This is a genomic window from Paracoccus yeei ATCC BAA-599 (genome assembly GCF_000622145.1).
Lineage (GTDB): Bacteria > Pseudomonadota > Alphaproteobacteria > Rhodobacterales > Rhodobacteraceae > Paracoccus > Paracoccus yeei.
On sequence record NZ_JHWH01000037.1, the window covers coordinates 1 to 17,770 of the forward strand.

16 protein-coding genes and 2 pseudogenes are annotated in these 17,770 nt (G+C 63.7%); 10 read left to right on the forward strand and 8 right to left on the reverse strand.

The window, feature by feature from the left end:
* A pseudogene (locus BU28_RS0116415) lies at window positions 1–181 on the reverse strand (IS110 family transposase); the annotation flags it as partial.
* Between the two features lie 180 nt (window positions 182–361).
* On the opposite strand from BU28_RS0116415, the gene BU28_RS23430 reads away from it, so the two are divergent.
* The 5 genes from BU28_RS23430 to BU28_RS0116440 are packed head-to-tail and all read left to right on the forward strand — an operon-like array spanning window position 362 to window position 3,658.
* On the forward strand, window positions 362–1,195 hold the full coding sequence (locus tag BU28_RS23430) for a head maturation protease, ClpP-related (RefSeq protein ID WP_036763193.1): 834 nt from the start codon (window positions 362–364) through the stop codon (window positions 1,193–1,195).
* An 11-nt stretch (window positions 1,196–1,206) separates the two neighbouring features.
* A complete protein-coding gene (locus tag BU28_RS0116425; protein ID WP_028720426.1) occupies window positions 1,207–2,448 on the forward strand; it encodes a phage major capsid protein in 1,242 nt (413 codons plus the stop codon).
* Window positions 2,449–2,502: 54 nt separating this feature from the next.
* Window positions 2,503–2,808 carry a hypothetical protein gene (locus BU28_RS23435; RefSeq protein ID WP_036763195.1) on the forward strand — a complete coding sequence of 102 codons (306 nt, stop codon included), beginning with the start codon at window positions 2,503–2,505 and terminating at the stop codon, window positions 2,806–2,808.
* The gene (locus tag BU28_RS0116435) at window positions 2,808–3,335 is read left to right on the forward strand and encodes a head-tail connector protein (protein ID WP_036763198.1); all 528 of its coding nucleotides are present in this window, start codon (window positions 2,808–2,810) and stop codon (window positions 3,333–3,335) included. Before BU28_RS23435 ends, BU28_RS0116435 begins: the two co-directional genes overlap by 1 nt.
* Window positions 3,336–3,337: 2 nt before the next feature.
* Window positions 3,338–3,658, forward strand: coding sequence for a phage head closure protein (locus BU28_RS0116440; protein ID WP_036763209.1), 321 nt, complete (start codon window positions 3,338–3,340; stop codon window positions 3,656–3,658).
* A gap of 60 nt (window positions 3,659–3,718) precedes the next feature.
* Here BU28_RS0116440 and BU28_RS24900 read toward each other — a convergent pair.
* The 4 genes and pseudogenes from BU28_RS24900 to BU28_RS0116460 form a co-directional block, all read right to left on the reverse strand.
* Window positions 3,719–3,880: pseudogene (locus tag BU28_RS24900) on the reverse strand (helix-turn-helix domain-containing protein); the annotation flags it as partial.
* Between the two features lie 171 nt (window positions 3,881–4,051).
* Complete coding sequence (locus tag BU28_RS23440) at window positions 4,052–5,224, reverse strand: ABC transporter permease (RefSeq protein ID WP_051578267.1); 1,173 nt, start codon at window positions 5,222–5,224, stop codon at window positions 4,052–4,054.
* Window positions 5,221–6,408, reverse strand: coding sequence for an ABC transporter permease (locus BU28_RS0116455; protein WP_028720429.1), 1,188 nt, complete (start codon window positions 6,406–6,408; stop codon window positions 5,221–5,223). The genes BU28_RS23440 and BU28_RS0116455 overlap by 4 nt, the downstream gene beginning before the upstream one ends.
* A complete protein-coding gene (locus BU28_RS0116460) occupies window positions 6,405–7,433 on the reverse strand; it encodes an HlyD family secretion protein (protein ID WP_198945009.1) in 1,029 nt (342 codons plus the stop codon). Before BU28_RS0116460 ends, BU28_RS0116455 begins: the two co-directional genes overlap by 4 nt.
* Window positions 7,434–7,708: 275 nt before the next feature.
* On the opposite strand from BU28_RS0116460, the gene BU28_RS0116465 reads away from it, so the two are divergent.
* From BU28_RS0116465 to BU28_RS0116475, 3 genes are read left to right on the forward strand one after another with little or no spacing between them, the layout of a single operon-like run.
* A complete protein-coding gene (locus BU28_RS0116465) occupies window positions 7,709–8,899 on the forward strand; it encodes a catalase family protein (protein WP_198945008.1) in 1,191 nt (396 codons plus the stop codon).
* Window positions 8,900–8,938: 39 nt separating this feature from the next.
* Entirely contained in the window at window positions 8,939–9,685 is a 747-nt protein-coding gene (locus BU28_RS0116470; protein WP_051578268.1) for a hypothetical protein, read from the forward strand.
* The gene (locus BU28_RS0116475) at window positions 9,685–11,064 is read left to right on the forward strand and encodes a Dyp-type peroxidase (protein WP_028720433.1); all 1,380 of its coding nucleotides are present in this window, start codon (window positions 9,685–9,687) and stop codon (window positions 11,062–11,064) included. The genes BU28_RS0116470 and BU28_RS0116475 overlap by 1 nt, the downstream gene beginning before the upstream one ends.
* A 151-nt stretch (window positions 11,065–11,215) precedes the next feature.
* On the opposite strand, the gene BU28_RS0116480 is transcribed toward BU28_RS0116475, so the two are convergent.
* The 3 genes from BU28_RS0116480 to BU28_RS23445 all read right to left on the reverse strand — a co-directional run bounded on the left by BU28_RS0116480 (window position 11,216) and on the right by BU28_RS23445 (window position 13,523).
* A complete protein-coding gene (locus BU28_RS0116480) occupies window positions 11,216–11,803 on the reverse strand; it encodes an AAA family ATPase (protein WP_028720434.1) in 588 nt (195 codons plus the stop codon).
* Between the two features lie 5 nt (window positions 11,804–11,808).
* Entirely contained in the window at window positions 11,809–12,432 is a 624-nt protein-coding gene (locus BU28_RS0116485; protein ID WP_018000053.1) for a uridine kinase family protein, read from the reverse strand.
* A 671-nt stretch (window positions 12,433–13,103) separates the two neighbouring features.
* The gene (locus tag BU28_RS23445; RefSeq protein WP_081791436.1) at window positions 13,104–13,523 is read right to left on the reverse strand and encodes an SRPBCC domain-containing protein; all 420 of its coding nucleotides are present in this window, start codon (window positions 13,521–13,523) and stop codon (window positions 13,104–13,106) included.
* 307 nt (window positions 13,524–13,830) lie between these two features.
* Here BU28_RS23445 and BU28_RS0116495 point away from each other — a divergent pair, with 307 nt between their 5' ends.
* Both BU28_RS0116495 and BU28_RS0116500 read left to right on the forward strand, forming a co-directional pair.
* Window positions 13,831–16,185, forward strand: coding sequence for a phospholipase D-like domain-containing protein (locus tag BU28_RS0116495; RefSeq protein ID WP_028720435.1), 2,355 nt, complete (start codon window positions 13,831–13,833; stop codon window positions 16,183–16,185).
* A 2-nt stretch (window positions 16,186–16,187) separates the two neighbouring features.
* On the forward strand, window positions 16,188–17,708 hold the full coding sequence (locus BU28_RS0116500) for a hypothetical protein (RefSeq protein ID WP_036763211.1): 1,521 nt from the start codon (window positions 16,188–16,190) through the stop codon (window positions 17,706–17,708).
* Window positions 17,709–17,770: the final 62 nt, after the last annotated feature.

Consider the following 17,770-nt stretch of genomic DNA (forward strand, 5'->3'; position numbering starts at 1 on the left):
AGAAATGGGCGCCACCGCACGCCTCCATCACGACGACGCAGGATGGTAGCTGGCTGAAGAACGCCAGCACCTGGTCCCGCCGAAGCTTCTTGCGCAGCACCGCTCGCCCAGAAGCGTCGGCCCCGTGAAGCTGAAACACATGCTTCGCAAGATCGAGCCCGATCGTGGTAATCTCCGACATGACCTCTCCCCTCTGTGGATCGTCCCAGACCCACCCTGGCACAGCGAAGCCGTCGGGGGGGCGGTCACATCATCAGAGCCGGGTACATCCGCGCGCGCCTAGCCCCCCTTGACCGACCTTGTGACCCGGAGTGGCCGCCACGGCTGCTCACGCCCGTCCCAAACAGAGGAAGAAACATCCATGACCTTACGCCACCTGCCTAAGCTGAGCGTAAGCCGCCCCGCCGCGCTTGCGCCGAGTGAACCCGATGGCGAAGTCATGACGCATTGGACCGCTGGTCTCCGCTCTGACAACCCCAGTGCCACCAACCTCATCAGCATGCTCGACGTGATCGGTGCGGACGGATGGACTGGCGACGGCGTGACAGCCAACCGCATCGCCGCGGCCCTGCGGTCGATCACCGCCGACGAGATCACGGTCGACCTCAACAGCCCCGGCGGCGACTTCTTCGAGGGCGTGGCGATCTACAACCTGCTGCGCGAGGACCCACGCAAGGTCACGGTCCGCATCCTCGGGCTTGCCGCCTCCGCCGCCTCGGTGATCGCCATGGCCGGCGACGAGGTCCAGATCGGCCGTGCCGGATTCCTGATGCTCCACAATGCCTGGGTGGTCGCCATCGGCAACCGCCACGACTTGGCCGCGGCGGCCGAGACCATGATCCCCTTCGATGCGGCCATGGCCGAGGTCTACGCCGCCAAGGCCGGCGTCGATCCGGATGTCGCCGCCGCCTGGATGGATGCCGAGACCTGGTTCAGCGGAGCGCAGGCCATCGACGCCGGGCTCGCGGACGGCTTCCTTACAGCCGACGTGGTCGAGACCGAGGCCAGCGGCAACGGTCCGAGCGCGCTCAAGCGCATCGACAGCCTGCTCGCAAAGCAGAACATCTCCCGGTCGGAACGCCGTGCGGATCGGACCGAGATCCGCGGCACGCCCGGCGCTGCCGCATCCGTCACGCCGCGCGCTGACGAGGGTTGGACCGCCCTCGCGCGGTCCCTCATCTCCACGCTCACCTGAGAGGAAATCCCATGACCATGATGTCCCACCCTGCGCTGACGCGCGGGATCGTCGATGTGCGCGCGGACGCCAGTGGCGATCCGAAGCAGATCTTCGCCGAGCTGCAACGGAGCTTCGAGGCTTTCAAGGCCGAACACAGCGACCAGCTGGCCGCCCTCAGGAAAGGCCAGGAGGATGTGGTCCGGGCTGAGAAAGTCGATCGCATCAATGCGGCCGTGGGCGAGTTGCAGGCGGCCATGGACACGCAGGCCGCGCAGATCGCCGCCCTGCGCATCGGCGGCACGGCTGGCGCACCCGGTCCCGTTGATGCCGCCTACACCGACGCCTTCCGGGCCCACTTCCGCAAGGGCGAGGTCTCGGCCGCGCTGAACAAGGGCGCCGATGCCGAGGGCGGCTACCTGGCGCCGATCGAATGGGACCGCACCATCACCGACAAGCTGGTCGAGGTCTCGCCCATGCGCCAGATCGCCTCGGTGCAGACGATCTCCGGTGCAGGCTTCCGCAAGCTCTTCTCGGCGCAGGGCTTCGGCTCGGGCTGGGTCGGCGAGACGGCTCCCCGGCCGCAGACCAGCACGCCGACCTTCGGGCATCTCGACTACACCCCGGGCGAGATCTACGCCAACCCGGGCGCCACCCAGCAGATACTCGATGATGCCGCGATCAACCTCGAGCAGTGGATCGCCAGCGAGATCGAGGCGGAGTTCGCCTACCAGGAGGGCATCGCCTTCGTGGCCGGTGACGGCGTCAACAAGCCCTCGGGGGTCCTGACCTATGCCGAGGGTGGATCGAAGGCGACTGCCCACCCTTGGGGGGCGATCCCGACCATCACCGCCGAGAGTGCGACGGCGATCACCGCCGACGAGCTGATCGACCTGGTCTACTCGCTCCCCGGTCAGGCGGCACAGAACGCCCGTCTGGTCGCCAACCGCAACACGCTCGCAAGCATCCGCAAGCTCAAGGACGGCCAAGGCAACTACCTCTGGCAGCCCTCCTTTACCGAAGGGCAGCCGCAGAACGTGCTGGCCTATCCCGTGACCGAGATGGCGGCCATGCCGGACGTCGCACCCGGAGCCATGCCACTGGCCTTCGGCGACTTCCGCCGCGGCTACCTGATCGTCGATCGCACCGGTGTGCGGGTGCTGCGCGATCCCTTCACCAACAAGCCCTATGTCCACTTCTACACCACCAAGCGCGTGGGCGGAGGCCTGCTCAATCCCGAGATGCTGCGGGTCCTCAGGATGGCCGCAGCCTGACCCAGCGGCCCGGCGTTTGCGCCGGGCTCCACCCTTGTCCGAATGGAGCCCACCATGGCTGTGAAGAAGAACGAAGCTGCGTCGAAAGCCGATGCGACCGTGATCGAGAACGATACCCACGGCGTCGCCGATCCGGCACCTGCGGTGGGGCTGGAGGAAGCGTCCGGCGCGATCATCGAACCCGGGGTCACGGATGCGGTTGATGTGAGCCACGAGAGCGTCGACGCCAATCCGCGCGAAGGCACCTCGGCCGTGCAGAACGCCATCGACTGGAACGACCCCAAGCGAGTGCGTCCCGATGAGGCCGACTTCATCGGCCAGGGCGTCGATCGCGCCGTCTACGGCAAGGGCAACGAGTGATGCGGCTGGTTCTCGTCAGCCCGCCTGTCGCCCAGCCGATCACGCTGTGCGAGGCCAAGGCGCAGGCCCGCGTTGAGCATGATGACGAGGATCTGCTGCTCCAGCACTACGTCGACGCCGCTACCGCCTGGCTCGACGGCCCGGCCGGGATCCTCGGCCGGTGCCTCGTCACCCAGACCTGGCGCGCGGAGCTGGCCACGGTCACCGGGCATATCCGGCTACCGTTTCCTGATACCGTGATCAGCAGCGCCGTGTTCACCGACGCGGAAGGGGGCGAGCTGATCCATGAGCTCGCCCTGCAGGATCAGCACCCGCTGCTGCGGCCGATCTCCGGCTTCGGCCGGCCCGCCGCGATCACCTTCACCGCGGGCTATGGTGCTCCCGCCGATGTGCCGGCCGCCATCCGCCAGGCCATGCTGCTGCTGGTCACTCAATGGTACGAGCATCGGCAGGTGACGGGCACAGGCACCGCCTTGCCCTTCGCCATCGAGGCGCTGCTGGCGCCGTATCGCAGGGTCCGGCTGTGAACATGGACGCGGGGCAGCTCGATCGGCGTGTCACCTTCCAGCAGGCGGTGATAATCCGCGATCCCGACGGCATGCTGATCCAGGGATGGGAGGACCGCTTCACCCTCTGGGCTCATGTCCGCTATCTTCGCGGCTCTGAAGCAGTCATGCAGGCGAGACTCGTATCGAAGGCGCCGATCATCATCACCGTGCGGCGGTCCGCGCAGAGCGTAGGGATCACCTCGGAATGGCGCGCCGTGGATGGAGGGGTGATCTTCGATCTCAAGGAGGACCCAAGGCCCAGCGAGGATGGCGGGTTTTTCGAGATGCTGGCGGAGGCATGATCAAACTACGCTAATCGGCGTGCCGGAACGTCGTCCCGTCGGACGAACCGGCGACTTCGCAAGCTTGCTTGGCCGAGCCGGCGTGGCAAAGGACGGCTCGATCGTTCCTGAGTTCAGATACTTCTTGATCGTATTGCGCGACAGGCCGGTGCGCCGCGCGATCTCGCGGATCGGCAGCTTCTCCCGCAGCCGCAGCTTCCGGATCATGTTCAAAAGTCCCATGTGGATCACACCGTAAAACCCCTCCGCTCTCCGCTTCGGGGAAGGGTGACATGGGGCAAATTGCAATGGAAATTATGGGCCTGGTGACCTGGGCGTCGGCTGGTCCCGAGATCATGGCCGCGCCAGGATCGGCCGTGCCCCAGCCATTGACGCCTGCCTCCGTGCACGCCCTCACAAGGCGTCCCCCGCCTCCTGCGACCGAACTTCCGGCCGGGCTGCGGAAAGCCGCGAGCCGCTTGCGCCCAAGCGCAACAGAAGGGTGAGTCCCGCATAGGCAAACGCGAGAAGCCAGAGCTGGCGGATGAGGGGCGCCAGTTCGGCCAGTCCGGCCCCCATCTGGGCGCTGCGGACATAGCCCTCGATCATCGCGGTGCTGGGAATGGCCTGAGCGGCGGCTCGCAACAGGAGCGGCAGCGACTCGATGGGCCAGGAGAAGCCTGACAGGAAAAACAGCGGCATCCCCAAGGACAGAAGCACCATCTGCACCATCTCGGCACGCCGCAGCACGGCGGCCACGGCCTGCGCAAGGAACCCGACCGCCAGCACGAAAGGCACCCCCAGCATCGCCAGCGCCGGCAGATGGCCTAGCCAGGGCAGGCCATAGGCCCAAGGCAGCACGACCAGATACATCGGCAGCAGCAGCGCATAGAGGCCCAGCCACGCCCCGGCCCGGCCCAGCATCCGCCACGGCAGCGGATCGGCCGAGGGCGCACGGCGCGTGGCGACAAGGCCAAGGCCCATCATCATTGTCTGCTGCAGGATCAGCACGAAGGCCGCGGGCAGGATGTAGGTGGCATAGCCGCCGGCCGGGTTGAACAGCGGCACTTCGACCAGTGCGATGGGGCTGGCGCCCGACAGGGCCTCGGTGCGGCTGGTGCCGGTGGCCAGTTGGCGCGCGACCTGCACCTGCACGCCGGTGGTGCGGGCGGGCCCGGCGATGCCGGTCAGCGCCTTCTGATACATCAGGAAGTAGCTCGCGTCGGCATAGATGGCGATGGGGCTTTGCCGGCCGCGCAGCAACTCGCGCTCGAAGCCTTGCGGCACCAGCAGGATGCCATAGGCGCGGCGTTCGTGGACCAGCCGCTCGGCCTCTGCCATGGTCGGCGGGCGGGCGACGACGGCCACCGCTTCGCTGGCGTCGATGTCGCGCGCAAGCTGGCGCGAGCCGGCCGAGTTATCCAGATCGACCACCGCCACCGGCACCTCGCGCAGCAGTTCGGGCCGGTAAGGATAGGGATAGATCAGCGCATAGATCGCCAGCGACACCATCATCACCGACAGGATCTGCGGATCGCCGAAAATCCCCGCAAGCTCGGCCCGCAGCGCGCGCAGGATCGCCTTCATGCCGTCCTCCTCGCCCTGCGCGCCGTGGCGGGAGCAAGCCCTGATCGCATCCGGTCAAGGCGCAGCAGCACGATCAATCCCAGTGCGACGGCAATCGCCAGAAGGTAAAGGACAGGCCAGACGGACAGATCCATGGGGGTCGCGCGCAGCGACTGGTCGATGCGCAACTGGATATACCAAGTGCCGGGGATCAGCGCGGACCACGCCTGCGCTAGGGGCGGCATCGCCTCGCGCGGGAAGCCGATGCCCATGTAACCCAGCGCTGGCGCCAGGATCACGCCCACGAAGCTGATCGCGCGGGCGAAATCGCGCGTCAGAAGGAAGCAAAGCGCCCCGATCAGCTGGCAGGCAATGATGAACAGCGCTGCCCCCACCCCCATCAGCAGCAGCGAGCCGCGAAGCGGCACCCCGAGCCACCCGTAAAGCCCGACGTCAGAGATGCCGAGGATCAGCATGAACAGGAAGGTATATGGCAGCAGCTTGCCCAGCATTGCGGGCAATAACCCGCCTGCCAGCCGTGGCAGGACGCGGGCGTGGCGGCCCGGGCCGAAATCCAGCGATACCGCATAGGTGGTTGCGGCGGCAGCCATCAGCTGGATCACCGCCGGCATCAGCGCCGCCAACAGGAAGTCGACATAGTCGAGGGCAGGGTTGAACAGGGCATGCGTCTGCAGCGGCACGGGCTGGGCCGCCGCCGTGGCCTGCAACGAACCGGCCCCTTGCGCTTCGCGCAGGCTGACGCTGAGGCTCCCCGAAGCGGCGGTGACGGCATTGCGGGCGCCGCGGGCGACGACCGACCCGGCGCTCATGTGCTGGTTGTCGTAGAAGATCACCGCCTCGGGCCGGGCGCCGCGCAGCGCGTCGCGCTCGAAGCCCGCGGGCAGCAGCAGCGCGCCGCGCGCCTGGCCCGACAGGATCAGCGAGCGCGCCTCGGGCAGGCTGTCCGCCCGGGCGGACACCTCGACGTCAGGGGTGGCGTCCAGCATTCGCACTACCTGCCGCGAGAGGCTGGAGCGGTCCAGATCGACCACGGCGACTGGCAGGTTGGTGGCAACCCCGGAGCGGAAGACAAAGGCCAACAGGACGCACAGAGCCAGGGGCAGCAGCACCGTCAAGCCGATCAGCGCCGGGCGGCGGCGGATCAGCCGGAACTCGCGCCGGATCGCCGTGACGAGACCGCTCATTCGCCCTCTGCCTCCGCCGGCCGGATCAGGGCGGACATGCCGGGGCGGAGCCCCGGAACCGGCGTGGCGGGGGCGGCGCGGACCTCGAAGCTGCGCAGGTCGAAATCACCCGTCGCGCGGGTCGCCCGCCAGCTGGCGAAATCGCCCTGCGCATTGATCAGCGTCACCGTCGCATCGACCTCCGCATCCAGCGCCGGCACCTGCACCCGCAGCCGGTCGCCCACCTTCAGACCACCCAGCAGGTTCTCGCGGATGTTGAAGGTGAACCAGGTCCGGTCCAGATCGACGATGGTGAACAGGGGCGCGCCCGCGCCAACGTTCTCGCCCAGTTCAACCATGCGGCCGGTCACCTGGCCGCTTTGCGGGGCGGTGACGTTCAGTTCTTCGATATTGGCCTCGGCCTGCCCAATCGCGGCGCCCGCCTGATCGACTTGGGCCGCGGCCACGGCGCGCTCCTCGGGGCTGGCGCCGACACGGGCCAGGTCCAGCTGCGCCTGCGCGGCCTCGACCTTGCGTTCGGCCGCGGCAAGGTTGCGGGCGCTCTGCTCGATAACTGCCTGCGAGCGGACGCCGCGCTGTTCCAGCGCCCGATCGCGGGTCGCGGCTTCCTGCGCCAGTTGCAGGTCGGCCTCGGCCGCGGCCAATTCGGCCTCGCGGGCGCGGATGATTTCGGGCCGGGTGGCGCCGATGGCGGTCTCATTGCGCTGCGCCACCACCAGTGCGGCCTGGGCGGCGCCCAGGTTTGTGGTCAGTTGCGCGTTTTCCAGCCGCACCAGCAGCGTCCCTTGCTCGACCCTGTCGCCCACATCGGCGCCCAGTTCGACCACGCGCCCGGGCACGCGGGCGCTGACATCGACCCGTGGCGCCTCGGCCTCCCCCTGCACCAGCATGGCGACGGGGCGGGTGGCGTACCATACCAACCCCGCGACAAGGGCCGCCAGGATCAGCAGGACAACATAGGGCAGCACCCGGGACCGGCGTCTGGCGGGCATCGAAGGGGGCAGGTCGGAAGAGATCGAGGTCATGAGGATCCTTGTAGTTTATCGCCGCTTCCGCATGGATGGCCGAGATCGCCCTTGCGCGCCACCATAACGTCGGGAGCGGGGCAAAGGTGCCGGCTCTGCCGCCCTGCGGCCGGAGAGGCGCCTTGCCCCTGCTGAAGGCGCGTCGCGTCGTCGGCCAGCCCTTGCCTCGCGCCAGAGAAGGTCACGGCCGGACGGGCGCAAATCGCGGCAAGCGCAAGAACAGGAAACTCAGGTCCTGCGGCCTTGAAGCAGGCAGGACGTGACGCGGCGTCGATATGAACTTTCCGATGGGTGTCGCGTTAGGCGGCCAAACGGTGACAGGTCCGCCCTTGATCTCGCAAGCCGATCGGCAGCGGAACGCAAACGGAGTCGCAATGGATATTGATTATGCCAGGTGGTCCCCGGATCTGGAGGTCCTGCAACCCGACGAGGCGCGGCTGACCGACGAGATCGTGTCGCAGATGGGCGCGGCCAACCTGGCTGCATTCGACCGCCACCGCCACGCAATCCGGGACGCCCATGCAAAAAGCCACGGTTTCCTGAAGGGCAGGCTGAGGGTCCATGACGACCTGCCCGCGCATCTGCGTCAGGGCATCTTTGCCGAACCCGCCACCTATGACGTAATCGCCCGCCTGTCATCGGCGCCCGGAGACATCCACAGCGACGAGGTCCCCGCCCCCCGTGGCTTTGCGATCAAGATCCTGGACGTCCCGGGCGCGCGCCTTGCCGGAGAGGAGCCGGGCCGGAACCAGGACTTCCTGATGGTCAACTTTCCCGTTCTCGCTTTCGGGACGGTGCAGAAATACAAGAAGATGCTGGGCTTGTTGGAAAAGAATGCAAGCGCCCCAGACTTCTTCCAGCGCTTGGTCGCGGCCGCCGCTCGGGGAGCCGAGGACGTCGTCGAAGTCTTCGGCCGCGAACCCGGGGCAACCCTGCAGGGGCTAGCGCGCGACAACGCCAATCTGCTGGGCGAAACCTATCACACCCAGGGCGCGCTGCGTTTTGGCGACTACATCGGCAAGATTTCGCTCGCGCCCGCGTCCAAGAATGTCCGCGCGCTGACGGGCAGGATTATCAAGGACGTGGACTTCTCGACCATGCGCGACCTGGTGGTGGACTTCTTCCGCGACCAGGGCGCCGAATACATGCTGCGCGTCCAGCTTGCGACTGACCTCGACAGGATGCCCATCGAGAATGCGGCCGTGCAGTGGGACGAGGAGTCCTCGCCCCAGCAGTCACTGGCGAGCCTGACCTTCGAGGCGCAGGACGCCTTTTCGCCCGCGCGGCGCGTCTATGGCGACGACGTGCTGCACTTCAACCCGTGGCAGTGCGTCGAGGCGCACCAGCCGCTGGGTTCGATCAACCGCATCCGGCGGGCCGCCTACGCGGCATCGACGCTGCGTCGCCACGAACTCAACGCTGTCGAGCGGCATGAGCCGGCAACGCTCGACGAGATCCCCGACTGACGACCGCGCCCGGTCCAGCAAGCCAGAAGGAGCCGTGCAATGGCCCAGAAGCACGAGACGAAAGACAAGCCCGAAGGCGCGAGCGCCGGCCCGGTCCAGACCGGCCCCGACCCGCGGCTGGAGGATGAAAGCAGGTTGGCCGAAATCCGGCGCAAGATCGAGGAGGTCGCGAGCGATGCGCCGCAACTGGCCAAGATCGCGCTCGAAGCCATGGTCCACCGCCACAATCCGGAACTGAAGGGCACGTCGCAGACCGCCGGGCGGGCCGGGCGACAGTCGGGCAACGTGTCGGAACTGACCGCCTTCGCCACGCTGAAGCCCGGCGGGGCCGAGCGGCTGCGCCGCATCTTCAACCTGACGAACGGCAACTTCGATGGGGCGCAGCGCGTCTCGACGCTGCACGACATGCGCTTCGTCTTCTTCGACAATGACACAAAGATCCTGTTCGCCACCACCTATGACGGCGACTGGGACGCCTATATCAACGATTTCGCGACCAAGATCCCCGAACTGATGGACCTGCTCTTCCAGTCGGTCGAGGGCTGGCCGGGCATTGCCGACCCGTCGGTCAAGGACTTCATCGCTAGGCACCAGATCGACGCCGCCGGCTGGTTCGTCGCCAACCCGCAGGTGACGGTCGTGGATGTGCGCCGCCTGCAGCGCATGGAAAAGGCCGTGAACGAGATGATGGACGAGGTGGCCGGAACCGACCTCGACAACAGCGGCCCGAAGGCGCTGAAAGCCTTCCTCGACAAGATGTCCCAGCCGGAGGGGGTGGATTACTGATGGCCCTGCTCTCCAGCCTCCGCAAACGCTTCCGCCGCGACCGGGTCAAGCTGCAGCTTGACGACATCCAGGGCCTGATCCTGCGGTCGCGCCCGGAGCCATATGTAGGCATCCATGCGATGCTGCATGTGGACGATGCCAGTGGCGGGCGCGACCTGCTGGGCCGCCTGGCCGAGCACGTCCCCTCGGCCGAGGACTGGACCAACGAGATGGAATCCTGGGTCGGCGTGGCAATCAGCCACGAGGGGTTGAAGGCGCTCGGCCTGCCCGAGGAGTCGCTGTCGAGCTTTCCGCTGCCCTTCCGCCAAGGGATGGCCGCGCGGGCCGAGATGCTGCGCGACTTCGGCGAGAACGCACCGGAGACATGGGAGGAGCCCTTCAAGCCTGGCACGCTGCACATCGCGTTGACCATCTTCGCCGCCGACGAGGCGGCGCGCGACAAGGCCGTGGGCAAGGCCATGGCCGAACTTGAGCGCTCCAGCGGCGTCACGCTGGTCGCCACCCATGAGTTCGGCGCGGACGAGGATGCCGAGAATCCCTTCGGCTTCCGTGATGCCATCGCCCAGCCCAACATCGCGGGCAGCGGCGTGGACCCACTGCCGGGCGACGGCCCGGCCATCGCCGCGGGCGAGTTCATCCTGGGCGAGAACAGCGAGACGGGCCAGCCTCTCGGCGTGCCGCAACCGCCGGAACTGGGGCGCAACGGAACCTATGTCGTCCTGCGCAAGTACAACAGCCGCGTCGGCGCCTTCAACGACTTCCTGCGCGAACATGCCGAGAGCGAGGAGGCTCAGCACCTGCTCGCGGCCAAGATGGTCGGCCGCTGGCGCAGCGGCGCCCCCCTGATTCTGTCGCCCGACCACGACGACGAAGCCTTGGGTGCCGACCCCGAACGCAACAACGATTTCACCTTCAGGGACGACCCAAGGGGGCTGCTCTGCCCTTATTCTTCGCATATCCGCCGACTGAACCCGCGCGACAGCAGCATGACGATCCTGACGGATGTGAACATCAAGCGCATCATCCGCCGCCCTTCGACCTTCGGCCCCAAATGGACATCCGATGTCACAGCCGCGGATGACGGCAAGGACGCCCGCGGGCTCTTCTTCATCTTCATCAGCGCGCGCGCCTATGACACGATCGAGTTCCTGCAGCAGGAGTGGATCAACCGCGGCAACTTCATCGACCTCGGGGAAGAACTCGACCCGATCGTGGGCCTGCACGAAGAGCCGGGCACGTTCACGATCCCCGACGAACCCGCTCGCCGCCGCGTGAACGGCGTGACCACTTTCAACCGGCTGCGCGGCGGAGAATACATGTTCATGCCATCGATCTCGGCACTGAAATGGATCGCGAAAGGAGAGTGGGTCGGTTCCTGATCCGCTTTCCGGCCCGTCTTCGCCAAGCCTCGCCCTGCTTCAGGCTGAACGCCTTCTGCGCCCCGGTGAACTTCGACGCCTTCATTGTCGTCAGCTCCTCTCGCAGCCGGCGAAGGTTAGCTGAAAACTCCACTTTCAAACGGTCCTGTTATCAGGGGGCAGAGCACCTCCGGTCCTCGCGCAGTTTCGGCGATGCGAATTGCAGACGCTTCATCACCCTCAACACTATATCAGCGAGCGTGTCGGGATCGTGGCGGCCGCTGTCAAGAATGCGGGTCTCGTGCGTGAGGCTCGCGTTAGCACTTAGGCAGGACTCCACCTGCGCTAACCGCCAGGTTCGAATCTGTTCATTTCTCGACTCGTCAGGATGCATGCTCTGCCCGACGATACGTTCGCACAATATCTCCCGGTCGACGCTCAAATAGAAATGAATGAAATTTGAATCGATCGATCGGACAGCGGAAAAGATCTCGTCGCGATGCGCTGGGTTCAGCAAGGTCATCGGCACTGCAATGTCCTGAGGATAATGATCGCGTAGCTCGGCAATCGCCTGAACTGTAAGCCGACGCCAAAAAGGCAGGTCCTGATAGTTTCCGCTAGGTGGCATCGCCACGACCGTCTTGACGACGTAACCGATTTCCTCAGGGTCTAAAACGAGGAGGTCGGACCGCTTTTCGCACAGCCTTGTGGCGAGTGTGGTTTTGCCTGCGCCGAACGGTCCATCGATCCATATAATCATTGTTTCTATCGCTCCGCAGCGCTGCCAGCGCCTGTGAAACCAGACTCCGTGAATAAAACGTCGAACTGTTGTTCAGGTCGGACATCCTTAAAGTAGAAGTCCTCAGCAGCCTGCCACTGGTACTCCCAGGCACCCATCTCACCTTCGCGGGCGAGAAGCCTAGCCTGCCGGACAGGTTCGTCAACCTTCAACAATACCGAAAGATCGATCAGATCGGCCAGTTCCGGCCGAGCCGAGTATACGCCTTCGAGGATGATGATCTGCCTCGGTTCAATGCACGTGGGTTCGTCGAGGAGTCTTCCGTCAAACGTCTCCCAGTCGAATGCCCGCCAGCTGGCGCGATGACCCGCGCGCAGGCTCTCAAGCACGGCACGCTGTCGTACCCAATCGATGCAGCTGCGAACCAGGCAGGCGGGAGGCTCCTCACGTATGGACGTTCCTCCGGCATAGAAGTCGTCACCCTCGACCAGCGTCGCGCCCAAGTCCGCAGCAAGGACTGCAGCAAGCGTCGATTTGCCAGTGCCGCTGCGCCCATCGATGGCAACCGAAAGCGGCCGTCGGCTGCAAGCCGCTTTCAGGGAAAGCAAATCGCTCAATGCGCCGAGGTCAGCTGGGTGGTACTGCGTCATGACTGCTGTTTTTTTCTTACAGGTTCATTCGACTGCGCATCGGGCTGACCCCGAACGTGCGCACTCACATCCCACGATGCGCATTTGTCGACCGTTGCTTTCTATGCGTCAGGCCGGATCCAGGAGATTCCCCTCTAAATCTAGTCAAGGAGACAGGCAATTGGGCCGCCTTCTATCTTCCGCATCCATGCTATCGGAAGTAGCCTTTGCTGGGTAGGATATTTTCCCAAGGTTGCGCTCAGAAGCGTGGCGGCGTCCTCATCTAAATGGACGACCACTCACGCCTAGTTTAGCGAATCCGTTGGAAACTCTGATCAGTCGGCACCGCAGTTCTGAGGTACCGACAAGGTTAGGCGGGCGTGTAGCGCAGCCGGATCACGTCTTCGTCCATGAGATCATGGGCGATCAGGCGGAGCGGTCGATGGCCTTGGGTAAAATAGGGCTTGCCTCGTGCAGAAGACGAGAGGACTCGGCGCCAGCCAAAACCGCTATCCTTGCGGGCGTTGCCGCAGAAGCTGAACGGAATCGGCGATCACCAGGAGACGTCCCTTCAGGACGCCCAAGAGGCAAACGCTGCGCAGGTGGCCAGAGCCTGAGTCGCACTGGCGCACAGTTGCACAACGTCCTGCGGCTGCCGAAGTCGACTCAGATCTATGCGCCCAAGCTTGGCGTCATGCGTTCGCCCGCGTATCGCCGACGAGGTAGGCTTCAAGCGCTGTGAGCAAGGCATTCCAGCCGTGCTCGCGGCCCTCGACGCCATCGCTAGGGGGGATGACACACATCTGTTCGGTGTAGGTCAGCCGGGTTCCGCCGTCAGCCTCGGCAAATACGACTGTCGCCAGCGACACGGTGTGAATCCGGCCGCTCAGCGCCATGGAATAGGCGAACACGATGCGTCGCCGGTCCTGGATCTCGAAGTAGCGCGTTTCGTTGGCGTGCTCCCCCATGCTATCCTGAAATCCGCTCGATTCTGCGCCGCCGGGACGAAAATCCATCTGCTGCAGGCCGTCGCCGAACCACGCGCGCTTCTTGTCCAAGTGCGCCCAGCAGGCCCAGACGTGGTCGAGGCAGTTGGGATAGGTCCGTTCGATGGTGAAGGTGTCAGCGCCTGCAGTGACACGGTCGTAATCTGACCGCGTCGCGTGATCCTGATGTGATCCCCGTCCAGCACCATTGCACGGACAGACCTCCCAAAGGGGTCAATCATGAAACCAAGCAAGGGGCGTTGTTGCAGTCGAATCAATGAACTGGGCCTCGTAGTCGCGTCTTGCCAGCTTGTGCCGCGCCCTTTGCCAACTTCAACCTTGATCGGCTATCAAGACTAAGCGGGATGGACGTGGCTGGCCAACAGAGATGAAGTACTGTGGTCAAAAGCGTCATATGGTTGGATAGATCGCCTTGAACCCAATTGATCTTGTTTCATCCGCTCCGTGGACGCGGGTGGTCTTCACGACCTACGCTCTCAGCCTGTCCTTTTTCGAAGCAGTTATCCTCGACGCATTGCTTCGCGGGCGGGCACGAGGCGCGTTGATCTTGTCCGACCTCGAAGGAGTTCGGGCGGCGCTTAGTGAAGAGGGAGCGCGCCGGGTGGGTCGGGACTATGAAATCTCGCCCGTTGTCTGTAACCTTCCAGGTGTCTTTCACCCGAAAATCAGTGTTTTGTCGAATGACGCTGACACGCACGTCTTGGTTGGCTCGGGAAATTTGACGTTCTCGGGGTGGGGTGGGAATCTCGAGGTTATCGAACACCTACATCCGAGTTTTGCTGCAGACGCCTTCGATGACACCGCGGACTTCTTCGAGGGGCTGGCGACGTCGAGGTCCGTGACAGTGACCGAAGCGAATACCTGCCTAGAGATCGCGGCCGACCTTCGAAAAGCTGCGGAACGCGGCAACCGCAACGGCCAGTTCCGTCTGTTGCACAGTCTTGAAACCTCGATTTCCGAGCAAATCGCGCTTCATGCCGATGAGCTGGGCGGTGCGACGCGTATCACTGTGGCATCACCGTACTTCGACCTCGATGGTACTGGCATCGAAAAGCTCTCTGCGATGTGTCGCTGCAGCGATATCCACTTGCACGCACACCCTTCCGGTAGCGTAAGCGGCGGTGTCACTCAGCCTTGGCCCTATGCCGCGAAACAGAAATGGGAACCTGTCACGCTCATGCACCTAGGCGGGGATCACCGAAGGTTACACGCAAAGACCATGGAGATTCGCTGTAGGAATGGGCGGCTCCTTCTGGCGGGGAGTGCCAACGCCACCAACGCCGGCCTCCTTGGCAATAACATTGAAGCCAGCGTCCTTAGGGTTCAGCAGGACGCCAAAGTCTACTGGCAATCATCCCCCGGAATTCCACCCGCTCGCTTGGCGCTCGATGAAGAAGGAGTGGTGGATGATAGATCCGAAGTCGGCGTTTTACATGCAAAACTGGAAGGAGACGCGGTTGTCGGCCGCATATTGAAGCCTCGCGGACAAGGCAAGATGCAGGCTAGCTTGCGAAGCCCACTTCGATCTGCTGAGGTCGGGGAGATCGAGATCGATGAACAGGGCAAATTCAGCCTGCCAGGCACTGGCTTCGAACTTGACGCTCTCAAGACAGGCCGCCTCGTTTTGCGGCTGGTAAAGGATGACCTCATTTGGGAAGGATTCCTTTCCATTTCGGTCACCCTAGAACTGGTCCGGCGAACCGGCGCGATGGCGTCGAAACTGCTCGCCATGCTCGGCGGAACCGAGACCCCCGAAGATGTGGCTGCAATCCTCGCCTGGTTCAAAGAAGATCCCCGCCGCCTGCCCGTCATTGCGCCGGTCGGCGGTTCCGGGCAAGCCGGGGCGACGAGCGCCAAGGGCCCAACCTTTGTGACCTTGAGCGACCTTGCCGCGGCTCATCTTTCGTCGGCGCAAGTCTCTGGTGTCGAGAGCGATCCGCAATTCGCCTGGCAAAGAGCGCTGTCAATGATCCGGTCCAGCTTCATCGAGATTCGCGGCCAATGGCACGAAACAGCCTCGGGGGGCGATGACATCGACGAGGATGATATCGACGCGTTGAGCGACCGGACATCCGCCATCCGGCGAGCGAACGAGAAGTCGCGAAGGCATTTTTCGGAGCTTCTGGACGTGATCCTCGACCCCGCGGCGAGAGGAGCGGCTGTGCCGATTGCCTTGTCCTTAGCCCATTACCTTACAGATCGCCTGCGACCCGAACGGCATGAAGTCCAATCATGGGTGCAACGAATTCTTTATCGTGTGTCAGACCTGTCTGGTCCGGAGGCTGACATGATCGCAGCCTCTGCTTTACTCTATTACAGTACGCTCCAGCCGGGTTCAGGCCCAATCAAGTCGCGGCGGTTCTTCGTGAAAAGGGGTGTTGATATCAGCTCGATGAACATCGATCCCGATTGCATTCCGGCGTTTGTTGCGGTTCTCAATCCACATGTGGACTTGGTGGGCGAACTCCAGAAGGCGCGATGCGCCATGACCATGGGCGAGGAAATCAAGGCCTACCTCGACGCAGCCGCGGGTCGAGCCCCAAACGAGGGCTTTGAGAACCTGAAAAAATCTCGCCATTGGCCGAAACTGTTGCGCGCGCTCCAGAGCCCGGCAGATTTTGCCAAGATTACAATCCTGGAGGAAGCCACAGAGTCCTGCCCACGCAAGCGCATTCTACTTCCCGCGGCGGCGAGATCTGCATTGAAGTCAGACGGAGTTGCGGTCTGTGACTGCTGCGGCCGTCTGATCCTCAACAAGGATTGCTGACGATGCTCTCACTTGAGGAATTACTTAGTGAGGCTCGCCAGCAAACAGAAGCGCGTCTTGTCGCGACCACAAAAATTGGCATTGGCGGCGTCGACCCTTTAGGTCTGCGGCAAATCAACTTTGACTTGATGGATCAGGTACTTCCGGATCTGAACAACGTGGCTCGGCATATCCGCCCTTACATCGTTATGGCGTGGGCTTGGCGAAGGGTCAGAATGATCGTGCAGTCAACGAAGCTGAAAGGTGCCGAAGATGAGCAGATGCGTGACTTTGTAGATCGCATCGAGGCGATCTACGCATGGTCTCAATTCTTGAACCATCCCCAGAGTGATCTTCCCGGTCGGCAGGCCATGCAGGAGCTCATGACCACACCGAAGTACGTCTTCGGCGGTGCCGCATGGGAAGCGCGCAGGGACATGAGACGAGAGTCGACAGGCATAATCTCGCCGCTGAACTACGGGCCAAGTTTGCGCACACTTGGGTGGCTCCTGCCAGTCGAGGCTGCAGTTGGCGTATTTCAGCCTGATCCCGACCTCGAGCCAGTTCTGGACCAATTCGAGGATGCAATTCGTGCCGAGTTGTCGCATGAAGCGTTCAACAAGTTTGGGCCAGTCACCGTATCTAGAGAAGATGCCTCTCGGTGGGGTGCCTTGTGGTCGTTGGACAATGTTACTGATGCGGAGCGCGAGATAATGTTTTCGCGGTTGGGTGGCGACCGCGCCTCAAAGGTTCGCCGTAAGGGTATTGCCTTGCTTGCAGCCGCGCATCAAGATTTGGCGATGACCGAGCCGACGGCCGACGCGCTGCGGGCTCGTATGGCGGACCTGTCTGCGGCCTGGCGCGACCCAAAGCTTCGCCCTGAGATATCTGACCAATGGCGGGAGCTTCAGGTCAGACAACTGTTTCGTCTCACTCTTGAAGGTCTGTTCCATTGGACCGTCGGCAAGTTGATCAAAGGACCGATGACGACGCATCAAATTGCGAGAGCCTTCCTAGAAGAACTCAATGCTGGCACTGATCTTCCAAAGTCCGCAGAAGAATGGGTCTTGGCGTCCAAGCTTGTTGGAAACCCGGTTGCATTCCTGCGAAACCTCGAGACTGAACTGCAAAGGCGGCCGCGCGACCCTTCGCTCCTTGCGACTGCTTTGCTTCGAGGATTAACCTTCAGTCTGGCTGAGGCACCTACGGACGCGCATCGATTTGAGAGTGTGGACAGACTGCCGCTATCCCGAGCTCGCAGGGATACCGATACCTGGAGACATCTGGCACCAAGGGAGTTCCTAGTCCGGTTGATCGAGAACTGGATCATGGCCCAACATGCGTATTGGTCGGTCGGGCGCGGACTCGCCGATGCGAGAACGCGCGGAAAGCAGATCATGCGGCTACGGATTGTGATGGACGAAGGCGGCTGGACTCTAACCCCTGGCACCACAACGCATGGCAATCCGCCCCAACCCACGCCAGATCGACTTGAAACGGCGATCAGCCTGCTTACTGAATGCCATAGATTTCGGAAGGCATGAGGGCTATGGCCTGTAGGGCTCGCTCCAGAGAAGGTTGGACGTCAGGCCCATCCCCTCCGCCA